Source organism: Curtobacterium sp. VKM Ac-1376, assembly GCF_015351025.1.
GTDB lineage: Bacteria > Actinomycetota > Actinomycetes > Actinomycetales > Microbacteriaceae > Curtobacterium.
On sequence record NZ_JADKRV010000012.1, the window covers coordinates 74,385 to 95,215 of the forward strand.

Genomic DNA, 20,831 nt, shown 5'->3' on the forward strand with positions numbered 1-20,831 from the left:
TCGAGCCCCACGGGGCCCACTCACACGTCGGCTCCGCACGTCCTCCCAGTCTCGCCTCGCACTCTTGTCTAGAATGTGACGGATGGGCCGACGATCGCAGCGCGAGCGGCCGGGCACCCCCACCGGCCCGGCGACGATGCGCCGACGCCGCCGCCGGCTCGTCCCGGCACTCGCCCTCGGTGCCATGGCCCTCGGGGTCTCCGGACTGCTGCTCATCCTGCCGAGCGTCTCGAGCGCCTGCCAGCCGGTGTCCTCGTCGACGTCCGCCTCGGCCGTCGCGGCACCGGGCGTCTCGGCGGACCGGGTCGCCGCCGCCACCGCGCCGGGGGCGAACGTCCTCATCGTCGGTGACTCGTACACCTCGGGCCGCGGTTCGGCCAGCGGCATCCGCGGCTGGGCGCAGGACCTCGTCGAGGACCGGGGATGGGACGCCAAGATCGACGGCTACCCGGGCACCGGATACGTCGACACCGGCCGCACCGGTTCGTCGCACTACACGTTCGGACCCCGCATCGAGCGGCACGCGTCCTTCGACCCCCAGCTCGTCATCGTGCAGGGCAGCCAGAACGACTGGCTCGTCGACGCGGACACCCTGCGCGCCACCGTCGAGCGCACCCTCCGCACTGCCCAGCAGACCTGGCCGGACGCCGTCGTCGTCGCGCTCGGCCCGTCGGCTCCGCTGCCGTGGGCGAGCTCCACCGTCGGGGTGGCTGCGTCGGTCTCCGCGGGAGCCGCAGCAGCCGGCGTGCCGTACATCGACGCCCTCGCCGGCAGGTGGTTCACCGCGGTCAACAGCCCCGGCTACTCGGCCGCCGACGGCGGGCACCCCAACGATGCCGGGTACCAGTACCTTGCGGACCGCGTCGGCGAAGCCCTCGACGCCCTCGCCGCACCCGCCGGCGGCGCCCGGTGTGTGACGACCGCGAACCGATCCTGATCGGGGTACAAGCCTTCCCCAGGTGGCTCATGGCAGATCCCCTGCGCACCCCGGCCGATCCTCAGCCGACTGTTGGGCTGCCGTCGATAGTGTCGTTCCCGGATCCGATCGCCGGATCCTGCAGCACCGCATCACCACGAACGAACGGGGTACACCGTGATCGAGCCAATCGAAGCCACGCAGACCAGCACCACCGGTGACGCGCGCCGCCTCGTCGAGCTCGCAGCCGCGACCAACACGACGATGAGCAACGAGCTCCTGCTCGACACGCTCCGCCGCGGTGCGCAGGTCACGACCCGCCACATCCGCAAGGACTTCGTCGAGGTCGCGACGGCCGCCACCGTCCTCGGCTACGTCTGCCGGCAGGGCAAGGACTTCATCGCGCTCCGCGGTGACGACCCGGCCTGGGCGCTCGAGGTCGGCCGGTACGCCAGCGAGTCCCTCGCGGTCGAGGCACTCCGCATGCGCCGCGGCTGATCCTCGGCACCCCGACGCAGGAACGAGGAAGGCCCCGCCGGACGTCCGGCGGGGCCTTCCTCGTTCGTCGTGGTGGTGGTGCAACCACCCGGTCAGGACCAGACGCGGCGGATCCCCCACGAACCGGTCCAGGTCTCGTCGGGTTCGAGCCAGCGCAGGCCCTCGCCCGAGTTGAGGGCGTCGGCGGGTGCGGTCATCGGCTCGACGGCCACCGCCAGCCCCTTGCCGTCGCCCCGCGGGTACTCGCGCGAGGTGAACACCTGCACGTAGGGGAACGATTCGTCCTGCCAGAGCTCGACCCCGTCACCCTCGGGCCCGTGCATCGTCGTGCGCCGGATGCCCTCGGCGTCCGGGGTGATGTCCCGGTAGGCCGTGTCGAGGTCGGAGTCTCCGGCCCGGCGGCCCTGCCGCAGGTCGAACGGCGTGCCCTCGACCGGCACCGAACCGTTCGGCACCTTCTGCTCGTCGACGGTGAACGCGGTGTCGGCGGCGAGCGTGACGACGAGGTCTTCGGCAGGGGTGTCACCCGCGCGCAGGTACGGGTGGGCTCCGACGGCGAAGGGCGCGCGGACGCCCGAGCGGTTCGTGACCTCGTGCGTGACGCGGATGCCGTCCTCGACGAGTTCGTGCAGCACACGCGTCTCGAGGGTGAAGGGCCACCCGTGCTGCGGGTGGATCGTGGCCTCCTGCAGGATCGAGGTCTCGGTCTGCGACACCACCCGGTACGGCGCGAAACGGAGCAACCCGTGCGACGCGTTGCCGTACTTCGGCTCCGAGATGTCGAGCTGCTGCTGCTTGCCGTCGAGCTCCCACACGCCGCCGGCCACCCGGTTCGGCCACGGCGCCAGGACGATGCCGTTCGCCCCCGGCGGCTGCTCGGTGACCGGGAACGGCTCGGTGATGTCGAAGCCCGCGACACGGAGTTCGCGGATGCCCGCGGCGACCTCGGTCACCACGGCTTCGACGACCCCGTCGGGTCCGGCGTGGTGAAGACGGTACTGGCCGCCGGTGGGTGCTGCGGTCATGGGGTGGGGTTCCTTCCGGCTGGATCGGTGGGGCGCTCGCCGTCGGCCACGATCACCTGGGCTCCTGCGGCGCGGATCGTCGCGACCGCGTCTTCCGCCGCCTCGGCGGTGACGACGACGTCGATGTCCTCGAGCGCACGGACGACCCCGATGTGGGTACGGCCGAACTTCGACCCGTCCGCCACCACGACGGTACGCCGAGCCGTCGCCGCGAGCATTCGCTTGGCCTCCGTCTCGGGCAGGTTCACGTTGGTCAGGCCGTGGTCGACGTCGAGGCCGGTGCCGCCGAGGAACACGACGTCGGCGGCGATCATCGGCAGGACCGCGCCGTTGAAGGGCGCGACGAGCGAGTGCTGCAGGCGGCGGAGCGTACCGCCGGTGACGATGACGGTGAAGCGCGGGACGGCCCGTTCGAGCGTCAGGGCCGTGGTGAGCGAGTTCGTGACGACGGTCACGCCGGTGAGCTCGGTCCGGGCGACGAGGGCCTCGGCAACCGCTGCCGGGGTCGTGCCGACGTCGAGCACGACGCACTCCCCGGAACGCACCAGCGCCGCAGCCGCACGCCCGATCGCGGCTTTGGCCACCTGGTGCTCGACGGCGGTCTCCTCGAAGGGACGCTCGGTCGACCCGACCGCGAGGCGGACCGCGCCCCCGTGCACCCGGCGGATCCGGGATTCCTGGTCGAGGACGGCGAGGTCCTGGCGGACCGTCACCTCGCTCGTGCCGAGCGACGCGGCCAGCGCGGCGGTGCGGACCATACCGGGGGCGCCGTCGACGATCGAGACGATGCGGTCCTGCCGCAGCGGTGCGGGCAGCGCACCGGTCAGGAAGGAGAGATCGGCGTCCGTCATGACCCAAGTTTCGCTTGCTTCCGACGACTTTCGCAATGCTTCGGATCGGCGTAGGGTGGTTCGGTGATCACCAAGCGCGTGACGAAGCTCGCGGACGGCCGCGACCTCATCTACTTCGACGACGCCGACTCGACGCTGCCCGCGGAGCGCAGCATCGACCAGCGGGTCCTGGACCCCCGCCCCGAGACGGCGCGCATGCGTCAGGACGTCCTGACCGGCGAATGGGTGTCGATCGCGGCGTCCCGCCAGAACCGAGTGTTCCTGCCGCCAGCGGACCAGGACCCGCTCGCGCCGCAGACCCCGGCGAACCCGTCGGAGATCCCGAGCCGGTACGACGTCGCCGTGTTCGAGAACCGGTCGCCCTCGTTCGGCCCCCTGCTGCAGGCCGATGACGCCCCCGAGTCGCTCGAGTCCCTGAGCGACGTCGGCCTCAACCGGCAGCTGCGCTCGGTCGGTCGGTGCGAGGTCGTCTGCTTCTCCCCCGAGACCTCCGGGTCCTTCGCGTCCATCACCGAGTCGCGTGCCCGCACCGTGGTCGAGGCGTGGGCGGACCGCACTGCGGCGCTCTCCGCCATGCCGGGCATCCAGCAGGTGTTCCCGTTCGAGAACCGGGGTGAGGCCATCGGCGTCACGCTGCACCACCCGCACGGGCAGATCTACTCGTACCCGTACATCACGCCGCGCACGCAGCGGCTCCTCGCCAGCATCGAGCGCTTCGGGCCGGACCTGTTCGAGCAGCACCTCGCGAACGAGCGCGGTTCCGAACGGGTCGTCCTCGCCGGCGAGCACTTCACCGCCTTCGTACCGTTCGCCGCGCGCTGGCCCATCGAGATCCACATGCTGCCGCACCGCCACGTCCCCGACTTCGCCGGCCTGACCGAGGCGGAGAAGGACGAGCTCGCCGACATGCACCTCCGGCTCACCCGCGGGCTCGACGCGCTCTACGGTGACCCGACCCCGTACATCGCCGCGTGGCACCAGGCGCCGGTGCACACCGCTCGCGACACCGTGCGGCTGATGCTGCAGATCACATCGCCGCGCCGTGCGGCCGACAAGTTGAAGTTCTTGGCGGGCAGCGAAGCCGCCATGGGCGCCTGGATCGGGGACCTCGTGCCCGAGAAGGCGGCCGAGTTCATCCGAGGAGGGATCGAGCGCGCATGACGTTCCAGCAGGTCTACGGGTACGAGCCGACGGTGCGGTACTCCGCCCCCGGCCGCGTCAACCTGATCGGTGAGCACACCGACTACAACGACGGGTACGTGCTGCCCTTCGCGATCGACCGTCGCACCACCGCTTCCATCGCGCCGCGTGACGACCGCACGATCCGCGTCGCCTCGGCGTTCGACGAGTCGGGCAGCCCGGTGTCGCTGTCCCTCGACGAGCTCTCCCCCGACGCGATGGACGGATGGTCGGCCTACGTCTTCGGCATCGCCTGGGCACTGCGCGAGCAGGCCGGGGCCGACCTCTCCGGCAAGACCGGGTTCGACGTCTTCATCGAGTCCGACGTCCCCGTCGGCGCTGGCCTGTCCTCGAGCGCGGCGATCGAGTGCGGTGTCGCCCTGGCGTTCAACGACCTGTGGGAACTCGGCCTCGACCGCAAAACGCTCGCCCGCGTCGGGCAGTACTCGGAGAACCACGCCGTCGGCGCTCCCACCGGGATCATGGACCAGTCCGCTTCGCTGCTCGGCGAACAGGACGCCGTCGTGTTCCTCGACTGCCGCACGCTCGACACCGCCGTCGTCGACCTGGCGCTCGAGGCGAACGGGCTCGAGGTCCTGGTCATCGACACCCGCGTCGAGCACGCCCACGCCACGGGCGGGTACGCCGCTCGCCGAGCCTCGTGCGAGAAGGGCGCGCAGGTCCTCGGCGTCGAGGCCCTGCGTGACGTCAGCGTCGAGGACCTGCCCCGTGCACAGGAGCTGCTCGACGACGAGACCTTCCGCCGTGTCCGGCACATCGTGACCGAGAACCAGCGCGTCCTCGACACCGTCCGTACCTTGCGTGAGCGGGGCCCACGCGCGATCGGATCGCTGCTCGTCGCGTCGCACGAGTCGATGCGCGACGATTTCGAGATCTCCGTGCCGGAGCTCGACCTTGCCGTCGCGACCGCCGTCGAGCACGGCGCCGTCGGTGCTCGGATGACCGGTGGTGGCTTCGGGGGTGCGGCGATCGCGCTGGTCGACCAGGAATCGCGTGGAGCGATCACCGCGGCCGTCACCGCCGCCTTCGCCGACGCCGGATTCCGCGAGCCGAACGTCTTCACGGTGCACGCCGCACAGGGCGCCCGCCGCGACTGACGGCTCGTCCGGACCGAGGTCACCCCCGGCCCCAGAACGGAGGCGGCGGGGCGGGGGCGAGCCGTGCCTCCCGGCATCGTCGGACGGAACCACTTGCCAAAGCGACAGAATCCCGCCAACAGTTCGCGGGGTTCTGTCGCTTCCACGGCACGCATGGCCCTGGCCGCCCGCGCGCTACTGCAGATGGCGCTCGGCGGCCTCGACCACGTTCTTCATGAGCATCGCGCGGGTCATCGGTCCGACGCCGCCGGGCACCGGCGACATGAAGCCGGCGACGGACGCGACCGCGGGGTCGACGTCGCCGTGCAGCTTGGCCTTCCCCGTCTCCGGGGAGACAACGCGGGTGATCCCCACGTCGATGACGGCCGCGCCCGGCTGCACCCAGTCCGGCCTGACGAGTCCGGCGACGCCGGCCGCGGCGACGATGATGTCGGCACGACGGCACTCCGCGGCGACGTCGGCGGTCAGGGAGTGGGTCAGGGTCGCGGTGGCCTCGAGCCGGGTGAGCAGCAGGCCGAGCGGACGCCCGACCGTCAGCCCCTGTCCGATGATCGTGACGTGCGACCCGCGGATCGGGATCTCGTACGCCTCGAGCATCGCGACGATGCCCCGCGGCGTGCACGGCAGCGGCGCGTCGATCGTGCCGGCGCCCCCGGGCACGGCGAGCACGAGCTCACCGAGGTTCGTCGGGTGCAGGCCGTCGGCGTCCTTCGATGGGTCCATCAGCTCGAGCATCGGCGTCGGGTCGATGCCCTGCGGCAGCGGCAGCTGCACGATGAACGCGGTGACCCGGGGGTCGTCGTTCATCTGCAGGATCGCGGCGCGGATGTCGGCAGCGGACGCGGTCTCGGGCAGGTCGATGCGGTGCGAGTCGAGCCCGATCGACGCCGAGTCGCGGTGCTTGCCCGCGACGTACGACATCGATCCCGCGTTCGAGCCGACCATGATCGTGCCGAGCCCCGGTCGGATGCCGTGCTCGTGCAGCCGGTCGATCCGGCCGCGGAGCTCGTCGAGGGTCCGGGTAGCCAGGGCCGTTCCGTCGATCCGCACCGCCGAACCGGCACCGTCCCAGTGCTCGCGCGGGAGCGGAGCGACCACCGGAGCGCTCACGCGTACAGCGGGAACGCGTCGGTCAGGGTCTTCACCCGGGCCGAGAGCGCTGCGGTGTCCGGGTTCGGCATGAGGGTCAGCGCGATGATGTCCGCCACCTCTGCGAACTCCGCGTCCCCGAAGCCGCGGGTCGCGAGCGCGGAGGTGCCGATCCGGACGCCCGAGGTGACCATCGGCGGGCGCGGGTCGAACGGCACCGCGTTGCGGTTCACGGTGATGCCCACCTCGTGCAGCAGGTCTTCGGCCTGCTTGCCGTCGACCTCGGACGCGCGCAGGTCGACGAGCACCAGGTGCACGTCGGTGCCACCGGTGAGGACGTCGATGCCGGCGGCCTTCGCGTCGTCAGCGGTCAGGCGGGCGGCGAGGGCCTGGGCACCGCGGATGGTGCGCTCCTGGCGGTCCTTGAACTCGGGGGTGCCGGCGAGCAGGAACGCGGTGGCCTTGGCGGCGATCACGTGCATGAGCGGGCCGCCCTGCTGGCCCGGGAACACGGCCGAGTTGAGCTTCTTGAACAGCGTCTCGTCGTTCGACAGGATGATGCCCGAGCGGGGACCGGCAAGCGTCTTGTGCACCGTCGAGGACACGACGTGGGCGTGCGGAACGGGCGACGGGTGCAGGCCTGCGGCGACGAGACCGGCGAAGTGCGCCATGTCGACCCAGAGCTTCGCGCCGACCTCGTCCGCGATCTCACGGAACTTCGCGAAGTCGAGCTGGCGGGGGTACGCGGACCAGCCGGCGATGATGACCTTCGGCTGGTGCTCGACGGCCTTGGCGCGGATGTCGTCGTAGTCGACCTCGAACGTCTCCGGGTCGACGCCGTACGACACGGCGTTGTAGATGCGGCCGGAGAAGTTGAGCTTCATGCCGTGGGTCAGGTGCCCGCCGTGCGCGAGCTCCAGGCCCAGGATGGTGTCGCCGGCGCTGGCGATGGCGTGCAGGACGGCGGCGTTGGCCGTCGCGCCGGAGTGCGGCTGGACGTTGGCGTACGCGGCGCCGAAGAGCTTCTTCGCGCGCTCGATGGCCAGGGACTCGGCGATGTCGACGTACTCGCAGCCGCCGTAGTAGCGCTTGCCCGGGTAGCCCTCGGCGTACTTGTTCGTGAGCACGGAGCCCTGCGACTCGAGGATGGCGCGCGGCACGAAGTTCTCGGATGCGATCATCTCGAGGAAGTCGCGCTGACGACCGAGCTCCTGCTGCAGGACGGCGGCGATCTCGGGGTCGACCTCGCTGAGCGGGGCGTTGAAGGCGGCGCGGGCGGCGGCCTGGTCGACGGTGTCGCGGACGGACTCGTCGGAGACGAACGGGGGCAGATCGGCAATGGACACGGGACTCCTACGGTGTGCGGACGACCAGCTTGGTCGCACTCGGACGGTCGGTCGGTGCAGCCCAGGCGTACGGCCGCGCACCGTGTCTTTGTCGCTTCCCGATGGTGACCCATCCAACGCCAGTCGCGACCTGACGATCGTACCGAGCGACCCCGCCCTGTGTCACCCTGGTTGCATGACGCTGCTCTCGCCGGACCTGGACGAACGGACCAGCGCGCGGGCCGACACACCGTGGGTCGCCGTGGTGTGGGACGACCCCGTGAACCTGATGTCCTACGTCACCTACGTCTTCCAGCAGCACTTCGGGTTCTCCCGCGAGAAGGCCGAGCGGCTCATGCACCAGGTGAACGACGAGGGGCGCGCGATCGTCGCGTCGGGCCCGCGCGAAGCGATGGAGGCCCACGTCCAGTCGATGCACGGCTACGGCCTGCAGGCGACCGTCGACAAGGCCCCCGAAGCGTGATCCCGTTCGTCCGCCGCGCCGACGGCGTGCACCTCGGGCTGTCCTCCGGCGAGCGCGGCCTGCTCACGTCGCTCACCGAGCAGCTGCGCCAGGTGCTCGACGGGGACCTGTCCGCCGATCCGGTCACCGAGCGGATGTTCCCGGACGCCTACCCCGGTGACGACGAGGCGAGCGCGGAGTTCCGGAAGTACACGCAGTCCGACCTGCTCTCCCAGAAGACCACGAACGCCACGGTCGTGCACGAGTGGCTGACGGGTGCCCGTGACGGTTCCCTGGGCGCGGAGGACGAGCAGGCCTGGCTCCGCACCCTGACCGACCTGCGATTGACGATCGCGGACCGGCTCGGGATCGAGGACGCCGACGACGAGGAACGCTCGGTCGAGGCCGACGCTGGCGTCGGCCTGCGCGACGTCTACGACTGGCTCGGCTACGTGCAGGAACACCTGGTCGTCACACTCACGTCGCGCTGACGGCCCACGGCCTGGAGGCCCGGATCGCCTCCGGGCGCGCCGGCTCACCCGAGCAGGTCGTCGCGGTGGGCAATGACAGAAGGAAGCCTTGCAAGGTGGGCTGCTGAAAGCGTAGCCTCCGGACGTGACCGACGAACCGGAGACCGACCCCGCGGAGCTCGCCGATGCCGTGCTGACGATGCACGGACGACTGCGGCGGTCGCTGCTCGCGTCCAAGTCCGACGACGTCACGGCGTCGCAGACCGCCGCCCTCGGACGCCTGCTGCGGTACGGACCGGCCACCGTCGCCGACCTGGCCCGTGCGGAGGGCGTGCGACCGCAGTCGATGGGCGCGACCGTCCAGGCCCTCGTCGACCTCGGGCTGGCCGAGCGGCAGGCCGACCCGACCGACGGCCGCCGGTCGTTCGTCAGCGCGACCGAGGCCGGCCGGAGCGCACGGGAAGCCGCATGGGCCGCGCGGAACCGCGAGCTCACCGAGCGGCTCGCAGCAGTGCCCGAGGCGGACCGCCGGGTCGTCGCACGGGCGATGGAGGTGCTCGGGCCGGTCGTCGGCCCCTGACCCGCGAACCGCCCGTCCATCCCTGATCCGAGAGAAGCCCCCTCACGTCCACCACCACGGCCACCGACACCACCGGCAGCGGCTTCGGCCCGAAGCTCCTGCTCCCCGTGCTCGTCGGTCCCCTGCTCAACCCGATCAACACCACGATGGTGTCGGTCGCCCTCACCCCGATCTCCCGCGACCTGGGCATCGGCGCGGCCCAGGCGATCTGGCTGGTGGCGGCCCTGTACCTGGCGAGCGCGATCGCGCAACCGACGATGGGCAAGCTCGCCGACCGGTTCGGTCCGAAGAAGGTGTTCCTGACCGGGCTCGTGATCGTCGGGGTCGCCGGGGTGGTGCCCGAGGTGCTGACCGGCTTCGGCGGCGCCGTGTTCGCCCGGGTGTTGATCGGCATCGGGACGTCGTCGGCGTACCCGGCGGCGCTCACCACGCTGCGACAGCACTCGGCCCGGATCGGGAAGCCGACGCCGCCGCTCGTGCTCGGGGCGCTGTCCATCACGTCGCTCGTCTCCGCCGCTGCCGGACCGCCGCTCGGCGGGGCGCTCATCGCGGCGTTCGGTTGGCACGCGATCTTCCTGGTGAACGTGCCCCTGGCGGTGTTCGGCGTCGTCGTGGCGTCGATGTGGCTGCCGTCCGACCGCCTCCGTCCGCGCGACGACGAGGCCCTGCCCGTCCTGCAGGCGCTCGACCCGTTCGGCATGCTGCTCATGACGGGCACGGTCTCCGCGCTGCTCGTCTTCCTGCTCGACCTGTCCGCCGGGCTGTGGTGGCTGCTCGCGGTGGCCGTCGTGCTGCTCGTCGCACTGGTGGCGTGGGAGCTGCGGGCCGTCCGACCGTTCGTCGACGTGCGGCTGCTCGCCCGGAACGGCGCGTTGTCCCGCACGTACGGCCGCCTGTTCCTGACGTACCTGCTCGCCTACACGATGACCTACGGGTTCTCGCAGTGGGTGCAGGACGTCGCGGGCTACCCGAGCGACGTTGCCGGGTACATCCAGCTGCCGGCCGCGATCGTCGCCGGAGTGGCCTCGTTCGTCGTCGCGCGGAAGACGGCGATCCGCGGACCGCTCGTCATCGCCGCCCTGGTACCGATCGTCGGCGGCGTGCTCCTGCTCTTCCTGCACACCGGGTCGCCCGTCGTGCTGCTCGCCCTGACACCCGCGCTGTTCGGCGTCCCCCAGGCCCTGGCATCGGTGTCGAACCAGGCGGCGCTGTACCGGCTCGTCCCCGCGGAGTACATCGGCACCGCGGCCGGACTGTCCCGCACCGCGGTGTACATCGGGGCGATCGCGGCATCGTCGCTCATCGGCGGCGTGTTCGGCCAAGCCCCGACGACGCCGGACCTGCACGTGCTCGCGTGGGTGATCCTGGGCGTCGCGGTGCTCCTGACCGTCCTGACCCTGGCCGACCGCCGGCTCCGGGCCGCCGATGCGCCCGCGGGCGGCGCGGCCGCGGCCACCCCCGCGGCCGCGCCCGACGCTTCGTGAGCAGAAGATGTCGCACCACCGCGGCACACTCGACCATTCCTGCTCACGAAGCACCCACCGCCGCGGCCGGTACCCTGATCCGGTGACCGACCCGACCCCCACGCACTGGACCCTGACGCTCGTCTGCGACGACCAGCCCGGGATCGTGCACGCCGTCTCCGGAGCGATCGTCGCCGCCCAGGGCAACATCACCGAGTCGCAGCAGTTCTCCAGCGCCGACACGAACACCTTCTTCATGCGCCTGCAGGTCATGGCGCCGGTGGACCGCGCCGCCTTCGAGGCTGCGCTCGCCCCCGTCGCCGCCCGCTACGACGCCCGCGTCCAGCTCGACGTCGTCGGTCGCCCGATGCGCACCCTCGTGCTCGTGTCCAAGGCGGGCCACTGCCTGAACGACCTGCTCTACCGGCAGCGCGGCGGACAGCTGCCGATCGAGGTCCCCCTCGTGCTGTCGAACCACCCGGACCTGGCCGAGCTGGCGGCGTTCTACTCGGTGTCGTTCGAGCACCGCCCGGTGACGGACGCCGCGTCGAAGGAGCAGATGGAGCGCCGCGTGCTGCAGGCGGTGGAGGAGCACGACATCGAGCTCGTCGTCCTCGCCCGCTACATGCAGATCCTGTCGCCGGAGCTCTGCGCCGCGCTCGAGGGTCGCGCCGTGAACATCCACCACTCGTTCCTGCCCGGCTTCAAGGGCGCGAATCCCTACCGACAGGCGCACGCCCGCGGCGTCAAGCTCATCGGTGCGACGGCACACTTCGTGACGAGCGACCTGGACGAGGGGCCGATCATCGAGCAGAACGTCGTCCGGGTCGACCACACGAAGGAACCGTCCGAGCTGGTGTCCATCGGCCAGGACGAGGAGTCCCGCACGCTCACCCAGGCGGTGCGCTGGATCGCGGAGGACCGCGTCCTGCTCGACGGCGCCCGCACCATCATCTTCAAGTAGGCAGCACCATGACGAACGCCCCGCAGTCCCCCGTCGACTGGGAACCGGTCCCCGACCCGGCAGCTGTCGGTCAGCCGCGACGGCGGTTCGACGGCTGGCAGGTCCTGCGGGTCGCCGTGATGGTGTTCGGCCTGCTGTCCCTGGCCTTCTGGGGCTACTGGTCGTGGTCGGTGCCGTTCCCCGCCTACCCGTTCATGATCGGCGCCCCGCTGTTCGCCGCGGTGGTCTGGTACTTCTTCCGGTCGCCGCGGTCCCCCATCGAGACCGACATCGTCGGCAAGACCATCGTCGAGGTCGCCCTGGTCGTCGGTGCCGGCGCGACCTGGATCTCCATCGGCCGGCCGGTCGTCGGCCTCGTCTTCATCGTGGTCGCCGCCCTGAGCGGCCTGATCGCCTTCCGCAGGGAGACCGCATGACCGACACGAGCCTCCAGACCGGCCGGGAGGCCCAGCGCACCCTGGTGCGCGCAGCCCGCGTCGTCGACGCGGCCGGCACCACGGCCGACGGCTGGGTCCTGATCGTGGGTGACACCATCCACTCGGTCGGCTCCGGCCCCGAAGCCCCCGCGGCCGACCAGGTCGTCGACCTCGGCGACGCGGTCCTGGCGCCCGGGTTCATCGACCTGCACGGACACGGCGGGGCGACCGAGGCATACGAGGACGACTCGTTCGACCGTTCACTCGCGATGCACCGTGCCCACGGCACGACCCGCTCGGTCCTGTCGCTCGTCGCGAACCCGATCGCGGCCCTGACGGCGTCACTCGCGCACGTCCGCTCCGTGATGGCCGTGGACCCGCTCGTACTCGGCGTGCACCTGGAGGGTCCGTTCCTCTCCCCGCACAACAAGGGCGCACACAACGAGTCGTTCCTGCGGTCACCCACTCCTGCCGACGTCGAAGCCCTGCTCGAGGCGGGTGCCGGAGTCCTCCAGCAGATCACCATCGCCCCCGAACTGCCCGGCGCGATCGACACTGTCCGTCGGTTCGTCGACGCCGGGGTCACCGTCGGCGTCGGCCACACGGTCGGCACGTACGACCAGGCCCGCGCGGCGTTCGATGCCGGGGCCACGATCCTGACGCACGCGTTCAACGCGATGCCCGGGTTGCACCACCGCGCGCCCGGGCCGATCGGTGCTGCCGTGGCGGACGACCGGGTGACGCTCGAGCTCATCCTGGACGGCGTGCACGTGCACCCGGTCGTGGCGGACACGCTGTTCCGGGCGGCACCGGGTCGGGTTGCGCTCATCACCGACGCGATGGGTGCTGCCGGCGCTGCCGACGGCTCCTACCGGTTGGGATCGCTCGACGTCACCGTGACCGACGGGGTCGCGCACGTCGCCGGCACCGACACCATCGCCGGGTCGACGCTGACACAGGACGTCGCGCTGCGGAACGCCGCGTCGCTCGCCGGACGGACGCTGCCCGAGGCCGTGGCGGCACTGACGAGCGTGCCGGCTGCGGCACTGGGGCTCGGCGATCGGTTGGGGCGACTCGCGCCGGGGTTCACGGCCGATCTGGTGGCGCTGTCGCCGTCGCTCGAGGTGCGGCGCGTGTGGGGCGCGGGGCGCGAAGTGCGTTGATCTCCGCTCCCCGCTTCATCCGTCACGGGTCGTCCTACCGTCGGTCACCGGGCCCTCCCCCGGTGTTCACGTCGCGTTCGGCGTACTCCGCTCGCGACCCTCACGCCGTGGCGCGTGACACCACCTGATCGACGAGGGCACGGACGCCTTCCTGGAACGCTCGATCGGCAGCCGCTCCGCGGACCGGGACCGGGTGCAGACGGCGGTCGGACCGCCGGAGTGCGGGGCCGACGAAGATCCCCGGCTCGACGCCGTCCGCGGTGGCCGCCCACAGGATCGACCGAGCACCGTCGTCGGCCGTGCGGGCTGCGAGGCGCGCGATGCGGCCGGCGACGCGGGCGAGTGCCGTCTCCGCCTGGCCGTTCATCCCGGTCGCGGCGATGCCCGGGTGTGCGATCAGCGACCGCACCGGCGAGCCCGAGGCCCGCAGACGCATCCCGAGCTCGACGGCGAGCGCCGCCGCCGCGGTCTTCGAGGCGATGTACGCCGGGAACTGCCGGAAGCGCTCCGGGTCGTCGACGGCGTCGAGGTCCGGCGTCCTGGCGGACCGCTGCGACAGGTTCGAGCCGACGAGCACCACCCGTGGTGACGGGCCGCCGAGGACGGGGAGCATCGCGTCAGCGAGGACCGCCGGGCCGACGACGTTCGTCGCCCAGGTGCGTTCGACACCGTCCGCGCTGCGGCCGAACCGGGACACCGACACCCCCGCGTTGTTGATCAGGGCGTCCACGACGACGCCGTCGGCGGCGAGCTGCCGTGCGAAGGCCGTGACGGAGGCGACGGACGCGGTGTCGACGACCCGCGCCTCCAGACCGCCACCGGCAGGAAGGACGCGGGCCGCCTTGTCGAGGTCACGCACGCCGGCGACGACGCGCGCGCCGGCGGCGGCCAGCCGAGTCGCGACCACCAGGCCCAGCCCGCCCGTCGCCCCGGTCACCACGACCGTCCGGCCGTGCTGGTCCGCCATCTGCTCGGGTTCCCACGCGAAGGGTTCCATCGCCGTCTCCTGCTCACTCGTCGTCTCGAATCGGATGATCCATCCGGAACGGTAGCACAAGCGGATAGACTGTCCGAATGACCGTCGCGATGGCCCGACCCGAAGCGCTGCGTTCCGATGCCCAGCGCAACCGGACGGCGCTGCTCGACGTCGCGCGGACGTTCCTCGACCGCGGCGAGCAGCCGCTCCTCAACGCCGTCGCGCACGAGGCCGGTGTCGGCGTCGGGACCGCGTACCGGCACTTCCCGTCACAGCAGCACCTGCTCGAGGCACTCGCGATCGACGCGTTCGAGGACATGCTCGACCGGGTCCGCGACGCCGTCGCCCTGTCCGATACCGGGGATGCGCTCCGTGGGGTCGTCACGACGGCGTTCCGCAGCATGGTGCAGGACGACGCCCTCGGCGACCTGCTGACCGGCGGCGGGTTCTCGTGCGCCGACACCCTGGCCCTGGCCGGCGACCTGGTGGCATCGGTCGACGCCCTGCTGGCCCGCGGTCGGGCCGAGGGCCTGGTCCGCGCGGACCTCGACGCGGACGACCTGCGCCGGTTGCTGTGCGGCATGCGAACAGCGGCCGTCGCCGGAGGCCGCCGGGTCGAGGCCCCCGACCGGTACGCCGAGGTCCTGCTCGCCGGCATCGGGCCGGTCTGAGCAACACCCTCGCGCCCCGCCGGGGTCGCTGTCAGGATGGGCGCATGAGCGTCATGGTGTCCGTCTTCGATGCGTACCGGTCCCGCACGAGCGAGAAGTACACGGCGTTCCCACCGGACGTCCTGCCGATGTTCGTCGCCGAGATGGACAGCATGCTCGCGGAGCCCATCCGCGACGCACTGGTCACCGCGGTCACCAACGGCGACACCGGGTACGTGGGCCACGGCCGCGCGCTACCCGAGGCCTTCGCAGACTTCGCCGAGAGCCGGTGGTCGTGGCGCATCGACCCCGACCTCGTCCGCACCACCACGGACGTCTCGGTGGCGGCGGTCGAGATGCTGCGCCGGGTGATCGAGCCCGGCGACCAGGTCGTCATCATGCCGCCCGTGTACCCGCCGTTCTGGGAGTACGTCGCCGAGGCCGGGGGCACCGTCACCGAGGTCCCGCTGCTCGCACCCGCCGGCCCGGCCGACCCGTTCGACACGACGGCGGGCTGGCGGATGGACCTCGACGGCCTCGCGCAGGCGTTCGCCGACGGTGCCCGCACAGTGCTGCTCTGCAACCCGCACAACCCGCTCGGCCTGGTGCACGACCGCCATTCCCTGGCCGCGCTCGCGAAGCTCGCCGCCGAGTGGGACGCCGTGGTGGTCTCGGACGAGATCCACGCGCCGCTCGTGCACGCCGACGCGGTGTTCACACCCTTCCTGGAGTCCTGCCCCGAGGCCGCTGCGCTCGGCGTCGCGCTGACGAGTGCGAGCAAGGCGTGGAACCTGGCCGGCACCAAGTGCGCGCTGATGGTCGGCGCCTCGGAGCGGGCACGCGGGTGGTTCGACGGGCTCCCCACCGAGGTGGTCGAGCGCACCGGGATCCTCGGCTACACCGCGAGCGTCGCCGCCTTCAGTGAGGGTGGACCGTGGTTGGCGTCGCTGCTCACCGAACTCGCCGCGAACCGGCGCACGTTGGCCGAGCGGATCGGCGACGTGCTGCCCGGCGCCGAGTACCGGCAGCCGCAGGCGTCCTACCTGGCGTGGCTCGACCTGCGGGCGCTGCCGTGGGGCGACGACCCGGCGGTGGAGCTCGTCGACCGGGCGAAGGTGGCGCTGGCATCCGGCCCGGCGTTCGGGCGGCAGGGACAGGGCTTCGCGCGGTTGAACTTCGGGTGCTCGGCGGAGACCCTCGACGAGGGACTCAACCGCCTCGCCGCAGCGGCGCGCACCTGAGCGCAGCTGGGCGCAAGACGCCGGCGTGTGCGGTCGACGCCCCCGAAGCGTCGAGACGCCCCCGAATCCGGCGGCGTTGCGACGACGTGGCGGCGTCACAGCAAGACGACGGCGTCTCACCGCAGCACGACGACCGCGCCCGCCTACTCGAACCGCTGCCAGGCCGGCTTGTTCGCGTACGTGTAGCGGTAGTAGTCGGCGAGCTGCAGCCCGGCGGCGGCTTCCTCGTCGACGACGACGGTCGCGTGCTCGTGCAGCTGCAGCGCGGAGCCGGGCACGAAGGAGCTGAGCGGCCCCTCGACCGCGGCGGCGACCGCGGCGGCCTTCGCGGAACCCTGGGCGACGAGGACGAGCTCGTGGGCCTCGAGGATGGTTCCGAGGCCCTGCGTCATGCAGTGCGTCGGGACCTGCTCGGGCGAGTCGAAGAAGCGCGCGTTGGCGTCACGGGTGGACGGCGCAAGGGTCTTGATGCGGGTCCGTGAGGCGAACGACGAGGTCGGCTCGTTGAACCCGATGTGCCCGTTCGCACCGATGCCGAGGATCTGCACGTCGATCCCGCCCGCGGCCCGGATCGCGGCGTCGTACTCCTTCGCCGCGAACTCCAGGTCGGTGGCACGGCCGTCCGGCACCCGCACGCGCGAGGCATCGAACCCGAGGGGCTCCACGACCTCGCGGGCGATGACGGCCGCGTACGACTCGGGGTGCTCGAGCGGGATGCCGACGTACTCGTCGAGGGCGAACCCACGGGCCTCGGCGAACGAGAGCTCGCCGGTTTCGACGCGGCGACGCAGGTCGGTGTAGATGCCCTGCGGGCTGGACCCGGTGGCGAGACCGATGACGGCGGACGGCTTCTTGGCGACGACGGACGCGATCTTGGCCGCGGCGACGCGACCGACCTCGTCCGGCGTGGGCAGGATGATGATCTCCACACACCCAGCCTACTGGTCATGACCAGTCTGCGACAGGGGTCCATGGGTAGCGTGGAGGCATGCCGACCCCCGAGTTCGTCCTGTCCCTGCGCGCGAAGATCGGCACCGACCCGCTCTGGCTGTCCGGCGTGACCGCCGTGGTAACGCGCGGCTCCGGCACCGAGCGCGAACTGCTCGTGGTCCGTCGGGCCGACACCGGCGCCTTCACCCCGGTCACCGGGATCGTCGATCCGGGCGAGGAACCCGCCGTCGCCGCCGAACGCGAGGTCCTCGAAGAAGCCGATGTCGTCGCCGTCGCCGAACGCCTGGCGTGGGTGCAGGTCGTGCCGGAGATGACCTACCCGAACGGTGACCGAGCGCAGTACCTGGACCTCGTGTTCGCCTGCCGGTACGTGTCCGGTACGCCGGACCCTGCCGACGGCGAGAACACCGAGGCGTTCTGGGCCCGGCTCGACGCACTGCCCGAGATGTCCGCGAACATGCGCGCCCGCGTCGAGGCGGGCCTGGCGGACGAGCGCGAGGCGCGCTTCCAGCGCTGACCCCGCCGGCGGGAACTGTCGCGTTCGCGACCAGGCCCACTACACGAGCGGGGCGACCGCCACGGGGGCACCGAGCAGGCGCACGGCGACGGCGTCGCCGGCGACACGGCGGTCGCCGACCTCGTGCTGGACGGTCACGACGGTGTCGTCGTCCAGCCGGACCGTGGTGCGGCGGATCGACCCGAGGAAGCTCGACGAGACGACGGTGCCGGTGACGCCCTCCGGGGCGAAGGCGACGTCCTCCGGGGCGAAGGCGACGTCCTCCGGTCGGACGTAGGCGAGCACCGGTCCGTCCGGTGCCGCGAGGTCGAGCGCCGGCACGCGGAACCCGTACACGAACACGTCGCCGCCACGCAGGTCGCCCTGCAACCGGTTCGACTGCCCGACGAAGTCCGCGGTGAAGGCCGAGGACGGGGTGCGGTAGAGCTCCTCGGGCGTGCCGATCTGCTCGATGTCCCCGGCGTTCATCACGGCGATGCGGTCCGAGACAGCGAGCGCTTCCTCTTGGTCGTGGGTGACGAAGACGGTGGTGATGCCGAGGTCGCTCTGGATGCGGCGGATCTCGTCACGCAAGGAGACCCGCACCTTGGCGTCGAGCGCCGACAGCGGCTCGTCGAGCAGGAGCACGCGGGGTCGGGTGACCAGGGCGCGGGCAAGGGCCACACGCTGCTGCTGACCACCGGACAGCTGGTGCGGGTAGCGCTCGGCGAACTCGCCGAGATGCACCATGTCGAGCGCCTCGACCACGCGGGTCCTGCGTTGGGTGGCGGGGACGCGGCGCATCTCGAGCCCGAAGGCGACGTTCTGCCGGACGGTCATGTGCGGGAACAGCGAGTACTGCTGGAACACCATCCCGATGTCGCGCTTGTTCACCGGGGTGTCGGCGACGTCCTCGCCGTCGATGCGGATGGCGCCGGCGTCGATCGCCTCGAGGCCGGCCAGCGCCCGGAGCGCGGTGGTCTTGCCGCAGCCGGACGGGCCGAGCAGCGAGACGAACTCCCCCGGTTCGACGCGGAGCGACAGGCCGGCGAGGGCCCGGTGCGCGCCGTAGTGCTTCTCGACGGCGTCGAGCTCGACGACGGCGCCGGTGGTGGCGAGGGACGCCGGGGCTGCCGGAGCGGTGACGGTCATGCGGACTCCTTGAGGGTGCGGCGGGGACGGCGTGCACGGCCGGAACCGACTCGGCCGATGACGACGAGCAGCACGAACCCGAACGCGAGGGCGGCGACCGAGAAGATCGCGGCGACGTAGGGGTCGGTCTGCTGCACGAGCACGAGCGCGGTCTGGAACGTCGTGCGGGAGAGGAACGCTGCGAGCGTGTACTCGCCGAGGACAACGGTGATGGCGAGGAAGCACGCCGCGGTGATGCCCCGACGGAGGTTCGGCAGGAGCACCCGCCAGGTGACGGTCCACCACGAGGCGCCGAGGGAGCGTGCCGCCTCGGACAGGACGACCACGTCCATCGCGGCGATCGCAGCAGCGATGGGGCGGAAGGCGAACGGCAGCGTGATGATGCCGATCGCGAAGGCCAGGGTCCACGCACCGGAACCGAAGACCTGCGACACCACCCGGTACACGGGGATGAACCCGACGACGAGCACGACGACGGGCACGGTGATCGGCACGATGCAGATGAACTCCAGCAGGCGGCGGAGCCGGGGGTAGCGCAGCGCGGTGATGATCTGCGCCGGCAGCAGCACGAACAGGACGATCCCGACGGTGATGGCGGCGATGAGCAGCGACGCCCCGAGGCCGTCGAACACCGGCCGGTAGGTCGCCGCGTTGACCGGGTCGCCGATGGCAGCCCAGTGCGCGAACGTCAGTCCGCCGTCGGTGCCCTGCCGGAACGTGAACTGCACGAGGGCGACGAGCGGCACCGCGAAGACGAGGCCGATCACGGTGAGCACGATCCCGGCAGCGCCACGGGACGGTGCCGCGCCGAAGCGGCCGACGCGGGTCGGGCCTCCCGTGCGGGCGGACGCAGCCGACGCCGGACGTGACGGGCCCACCGGCGCGGCCGCGCTCATCGCTGCCACCTGGCGGCTCGACGCTGCAGCAGCGAGTACGCACCCATGACGATCGCCATCACGACGACCATGCCGAACGCGAGCACCCCGGCGACGTTCTGCAGCCCGATGAGCGTCTCGCTGGTGAGCTGCGTGCGGATCGTCAGCGGCACGATGCCGCCCTGCGAGATGAGGGCCGCGGCGGTGGCGAACGACGAGAAGCCGTTCGCGAAGAGCAGCAGGAGTGACCCCCAGAACGCCGGTGCCAGCACGGGCAGGGCGATCCGGCGCCAGTAGGTCAGGCGTGAGGCCCCGAGCGTGGCGGCGGCCTCGCCCCACTGGGCCTTGACGCCCTCGATCGCGGGCATGAACGTGAGGACCATGAGTGGCACTTGGAAGTAGACGTACGGGATCACGAGCCCGGGCACCGTGTACAGGAACGCGCCGTTCGCGTTGAGGTCGACGTGGAACACGGCAACGAGCCAGGTCGTCACGAGCCCCTGCGCCCCGATCGTGGCGATGAACGCGAACGCGAGCATGACGCCGCCGAACTGGGCGAGGACGCTGGCCGCCGAGTCGATCATCGACCGGACCAGTCCGTCCGGCCGCAGGGCCGACAGCGCCCAGCAGATGACCGCGCCGATGACGGCGCCGATGACCGCGGAGACGGCGGAGAGGCCGAACGAGCCAACGAACGCCCGGAGGACCGAGGGTTCGGCGAAGGCCGCGAGGTTCGCGAGCGTGAACGCACCGTCGCTGGTGGTGAACCCGCTGCCGACCGCGATCACCGCGGGGACGGCGAGGAAGAGCAGGACGTACGCGGCGAACGGGGTGAGACCGAGCCAGGCGCGCCCGCCGCGGCGCCGGACACGGGGTCCGGCGCCGCGGCGGGTGGTCGCATCGGCGCCCGCCAGGGTCACGGCGGGCGCGGCCACTGCCGGTGCGGGTGCCGATGCGGTGGTCATGCTGG

At 71.8% G+C, this 20,831-nt stretch carries 23 protein-coding genes and 1 riboswitch; of the genes, 14 read left to right on the forward strand and 9 right to left on the reverse strand.

From position 1 onward, the window contains the following. The first annotated feature begins 82 nt into the window (after nucleotides 1-82). Nucleotides 83-937, forward strand: a complete 855-nt coding sequence (locus ITJ56_RS13795; protein ID WP_194631185.1) for an SGNH/GDSL hydrolase family protein — start codon at nucleotides 83-85, stop codon at nucleotides 935-937. A gap of 156 nt (nucleotides 938-1,093) precedes the next feature. Then, a complete protein-coding gene (locus ITJ56_RS13800) occupies nucleotides 1,094-1,414 on the forward strand; it encodes a hypothetical protein (RefSeq protein WP_194631186.1) in 321 nt (106 codons plus the stop codon). Nucleotides 1,415-1,506: 92 nt separating this feature from the next. On the opposite strand, the gene ITJ56_RS13805 is transcribed toward ITJ56_RS13800, so the two are convergent. After that, entirely contained in the window at nucleotides 1,507-2,439 is a 933-nt protein-coding gene (locus ITJ56_RS13805; RefSeq protein ID WP_194631187.1) for an aldose 1-epimerase family protein, read from the reverse strand. After that, nucleotides 2,436-3,290, reverse strand: a complete 855-nt coding sequence (locus ITJ56_RS13810) for a DeoR/GlpR family DNA-binding transcription regulator (RefSeq protein WP_194631188.1) — start codon at nucleotides 3,288-3,290, stop codon at nucleotides 2,436-2,438. Before ITJ56_RS13810 ends, ITJ56_RS13805 begins: the two co-directional genes overlap by 4 nt. A 63-nt stretch (nucleotides 3,291-3,353) precedes the next feature. Here ITJ56_RS13810 and galT point away from each other — a divergent pair, with 63 nt between their 5' ends. Then, on the forward strand, nucleotides 3,354-4,451 hold the full coding sequence (galT, locus tag ITJ56_RS13815) for a galactose-1-phosphate uridylyltransferase (protein WP_194631189.1): 1,098 nt from the start codon (nucleotides 3,354-3,356) through the stop codon (nucleotides 4,449-4,451). Then, nucleotides 4,448-5,587, forward strand: coding sequence for a galactokinase (gene galK / locus ITJ56_RS13820; protein WP_194631190.1), 1,140 nt, complete (start codon nucleotides 4,448-4,450; stop codon nucleotides 5,585-5,587). The genes galT and galK overlap by 4 nt, the downstream gene beginning before the upstream one ends. A 174-nt stretch (nucleotides 5,588-5,761) precedes the next feature. Here the strand turns inward: galK and ITJ56_RS13825 are convergent, their stop codons facing one another. Continuing rightward, nucleotides 5,762-6,697: a tetrahydrofolate dehydrogenase/cyclohydrolase catalytic domain-containing protein gene (locus tag ITJ56_RS13825; RefSeq protein WP_323749815.1), complete on the reverse strand. Its 936-nt coding sequence runs from the start codon at nucleotides 6,695-6,697 to the stop codon at nucleotides 5,762-5,764. Then, nucleotides 6,694-8,007: a serine hydroxymethyltransferase gene (gene glyA, locus ITJ56_RS13830; protein WP_194631215.1), complete on the reverse strand. Its 1,314-nt coding sequence runs from the start codon at nucleotides 8,005-8,007 to the stop codon at nucleotides 6,694-6,696. Before glyA ends, ITJ56_RS13825 begins: the two co-directional genes overlap by 4 nt. A gap of 67 nt (nucleotides 8,008-8,074) precedes the next feature. After that, nucleotides 8,075-8,159, reverse strand: a riboswitch (ZMP/ZTP riboswitch). A 38-nt stretch (nucleotides 8,160-8,197) separates the two neighbouring features. On the opposite strand from glyA, the gene clpS reads away from it, so the two are divergent. From clpS to nagA, 7 genes are all read left to right on the forward strand, one after another. Continuing rightward, nucleotides 8,198-8,485 (forward strand): ATP-dependent Clp protease adapter ClpS, encoded by a 288-nt coding sequence (gene clpS / locus ITJ56_RS13835; RefSeq protein ID WP_194631191.1) that lies wholly within the window; start codon nucleotides 8,198-8,200, stop codon nucleotides 8,483-8,485. After that, complete coding sequence (locus ITJ56_RS13840) at nucleotides 8,482-8,955, forward strand: DUF2017 family protein (RefSeq protein ID WP_194631192.1); 474 nt, start codon at nucleotides 8,482-8,484, stop codon at nucleotides 8,953-8,955. The genes clpS and ITJ56_RS13840 overlap by 4 nt, the downstream gene beginning before the upstream one ends. A 124-nt stretch (nucleotides 8,956-9,079) precedes the next feature. Continuing rightward, nucleotides 9,080-9,514 (forward strand): MarR family winged helix-turn-helix transcriptional regulator, encoded by a 435-nt coding sequence (locus tag ITJ56_RS13845; RefSeq protein WP_194631193.1) that lies wholly within the window; start codon nucleotides 9,080-9,082, stop codon nucleotides 9,512-9,514. Nucleotides 9,515-9,621: 107 nt separating this feature from the next. Then, nucleotides 9,622-10,998 carry an MFS transporter gene (locus ITJ56_RS13850; protein WP_194631194.1) on the forward strand — a complete coding sequence of 459 codons (1,377 nt, stop codon included), beginning with the start codon at nucleotides 9,622-9,624 and terminating at the stop codon, nucleotides 10,996-10,998. 82 nt (nucleotides 10,999-11,080) lie between these two features. Continuing rightward, on the forward strand, nucleotides 11,081-11,941 hold the full coding sequence (purU, locus tag ITJ56_RS13855; protein WP_323749817.1) for a formyltetrahydrofolate deformylase: 861 nt from the start codon (nucleotides 11,081-11,083) through the stop codon (nucleotides 11,939-11,941). Nucleotides 11,942-11,949: 8 nt separating this feature from the next. Further along, a complete protein-coding gene (locus tag ITJ56_RS13860) occupies nucleotides 11,950-12,357 on the forward strand; it encodes a YrdB family protein (RefSeq protein ID WP_194631196.1) in 408 nt (135 codons plus the stop codon). After that, nucleotides 12,354-13,520: an N-acetylglucosamine-6-phosphate deacetylase gene (gene nagA, locus ITJ56_RS13865; RefSeq protein ID WP_194631197.1), complete on the forward strand. Its 1,167-nt coding sequence runs from the start codon at nucleotides 12,354-12,356 to the stop codon at nucleotides 13,518-13,520. The genes ITJ56_RS13860 and nagA overlap by 4 nt, the downstream gene beginning before the upstream one ends. A gap of 100 nt (nucleotides 13,521-13,620) precedes the next feature. On the opposite strand, the gene ITJ56_RS13870 is transcribed toward nagA, so the two are convergent. After that, nucleotides 13,621-14,517: an SDR family NAD(P)-dependent oxidoreductase gene (locus tag ITJ56_RS13870; protein ID WP_194631198.1), complete on the reverse strand. Its 897-nt coding sequence runs from the start codon at nucleotides 14,515-14,517 to the stop codon at nucleotides 13,621-13,623. A gap of 77 nt (nucleotides 14,518-14,594) precedes the next feature. On the opposite strand from ITJ56_RS13870, the gene ITJ56_RS13875 reads away from it, so the two are divergent. After that, the gene (locus ITJ56_RS13875) at nucleotides 14,595-15,167 is read left to right on the forward strand and encodes a TetR/AcrR family transcriptional regulator (RefSeq protein ID WP_194631199.1); all 573 of its coding nucleotides are present in this window, start codon (nucleotides 14,595-14,597) and stop codon (nucleotides 15,165-15,167) included. 44 nt (nucleotides 15,168-15,211) lie between these two features. Further along, nucleotides 15,212-16,387 (forward strand): MalY/PatB family protein, encoded by a 1,176-nt coding sequence (locus ITJ56_RS13880; protein WP_194631200.1) that lies wholly within the window; start codon nucleotides 15,212-15,214, stop codon nucleotides 16,385-16,387. 143 nt (nucleotides 16,388-16,530) lie between these two features. Here ITJ56_RS13880 and nagB read toward each other — a convergent pair whose 3' ends face one another. Next, complete coding sequence (gene nagB, locus ITJ56_RS13885) at nucleotides 16,531-17,316, reverse strand: glucosamine-6-phosphate deaminase (RefSeq protein ID WP_194631201.1); 786 nt, start codon at nucleotides 17,314-17,316, stop codon at nucleotides 16,531-16,533. A 59-nt stretch (nucleotides 17,317-17,375) separates the two neighbouring features. Between nagB and ITJ56_RS13890 the strand changes: the two genes are divergently transcribed. Further along, nucleotides 17,376-17,855, forward strand: coding sequence for an NUDIX hydrolase (locus ITJ56_RS13890; RefSeq protein ID WP_194631202.1), 480 nt, complete (start codon nucleotides 17,376-17,378; stop codon nucleotides 17,853-17,855). A gap of 39 nt (nucleotides 17,856-17,894) precedes the next feature. Here the strand turns inward: ITJ56_RS13890 and ITJ56_RS13895 are convergent, their stop codons facing one another. Genes ITJ56_RS13895 through ITJ56_RS13905 form a run of 3 tightly spaced genes read right to left on the reverse strand, consistent with a single transcriptional unit; the run spans nucleotide 17,895 to nucleotide 20,826 of the window. Then, complete coding sequence (locus ITJ56_RS13895; protein ID WP_194631203.1) at nucleotides 17,895-18,986, reverse strand: ABC transporter ATP-binding protein; 1,092 nt, start codon at nucleotides 18,984-18,986, stop codon at nucleotides 17,895-17,897. Beyond that, on the reverse strand, nucleotides 18,983-19,882 hold the full coding sequence (locus tag ITJ56_RS13900; protein WP_194631204.1) for an ABC transporter permease: 900 nt from the start codon (nucleotides 19,880-19,882) through the stop codon (nucleotides 18,983-18,985). The genes ITJ56_RS13895 and ITJ56_RS13900 overlap by 4 nt, the downstream gene beginning before the upstream one ends. Then, a complete protein-coding gene (locus ITJ56_RS13905; protein WP_228517847.1) occupies nucleotides 19,879-20,826 on the reverse strand; it encodes an ABC transporter permease in 948 nt (315 codons plus the stop codon). The genes ITJ56_RS13900 and ITJ56_RS13905 overlap by 4 nt, the downstream gene beginning before the upstream one ends. Nucleotides 20,827-20,831: the final 5 nt, after the last annotated feature.

Excerpts from the sequence above, each read along its gene's own strand:
- ITJ56_RS13795 (WP_194631185.1), top strand. The coding sequence starts at position 83 with ATGGGCCGACGATCGCAGCGCGAGCGGCCGGGCACCCCCACCGGCCCG.
- ITJ56_RS13805 (WP_194631187.1), bottom strand. The coding sequence starts at position 2,439 with ATGACCGCAGCACCCACCGGCGGCCAGTACCGTCTTCACCACGCCGGA.
- ITJ56_RS13810 (WP_194631188.1), bottom strand. The coding sequence starts at position 3,290 with ATGACGGACGCCGATCTCTCCTTCCTGACCGGTGCGCTGCCCGCACCG.
- galK (WP_194631190.1), top strand. The coding sequence starts at position 4,448 with ATGACGTTCCAGCAGGTCTACGGGTACGAGCCGACGGTGCGGTACTCC.
- clpS (WP_194631191.1), top strand. The coding sequence starts at position 8,198 with ATGACGCTGCTCTCGCCGGACCTGGACGAACGGACCAGCGCGCGGGCC.
- ITJ56_RS13860 (WP_194631196.1), top strand. The coding sequence starts at position 11,950 with ATGACGAACGCCCCGCAGTCCCCCGTCGACTGGGAACCGGTCCCCGAC.
- nagA (WP_194631197.1), top strand. The coding sequence starts at position 12,354 with ATGACCGACACGAGCCTCCAGACCGGCCGGGAGGCCCAGCGCACCCTG.
- ITJ56_RS13870 (WP_194631198.1), bottom strand. The coding sequence starts at position 14,517 with ATGGAACCCTTCGCGTGGGAACCCGAGCAGATGGCGGACCAGCACGGC.
- ITJ56_RS13875 (WP_194631199.1), top strand. The coding sequence starts at position 14,595 with ATGACCGTCGCGATGGCCCGACCCGAAGCGCTGCGTTCCGATGCCCAG.
- ITJ56_RS13880 (WP_194631200.1), top strand. The coding sequence starts at position 15,212 with ATGAGCGTCATGGTGTCCGTCTTCGATGCGTACCGGTCCCGCACGAGC.
- ITJ56_RS13890 (WP_194631202.1), top strand. The coding sequence starts at position 17,376 with ATGCCGACCCCCGAGTTCGTCCTGTCCCTGCGCGCGAAGATCGGCACC.
- ITJ56_RS13895 (WP_194631203.1), bottom strand. The coding sequence starts at position 18,986 with ATGACCGTCACCGCTCCGGCAGCCCCGGCGTCCCTCGCCACCACCGGC.
- ITJ56_RS13900 (WP_194631204.1), bottom strand. The coding sequence starts at position 19,882 with ATGAGCGCGGCCGCGCCGGTGGGCCCGTCACGTCCGGCGTCGGCTGCG.
- ITJ56_RS13905 (WP_228517847.1), bottom strand. The coding sequence starts at position 20,826 with ATGACCACCGCATCGGCACCCGCACCGGCAGTGGCCGCGCCCGCCGTG.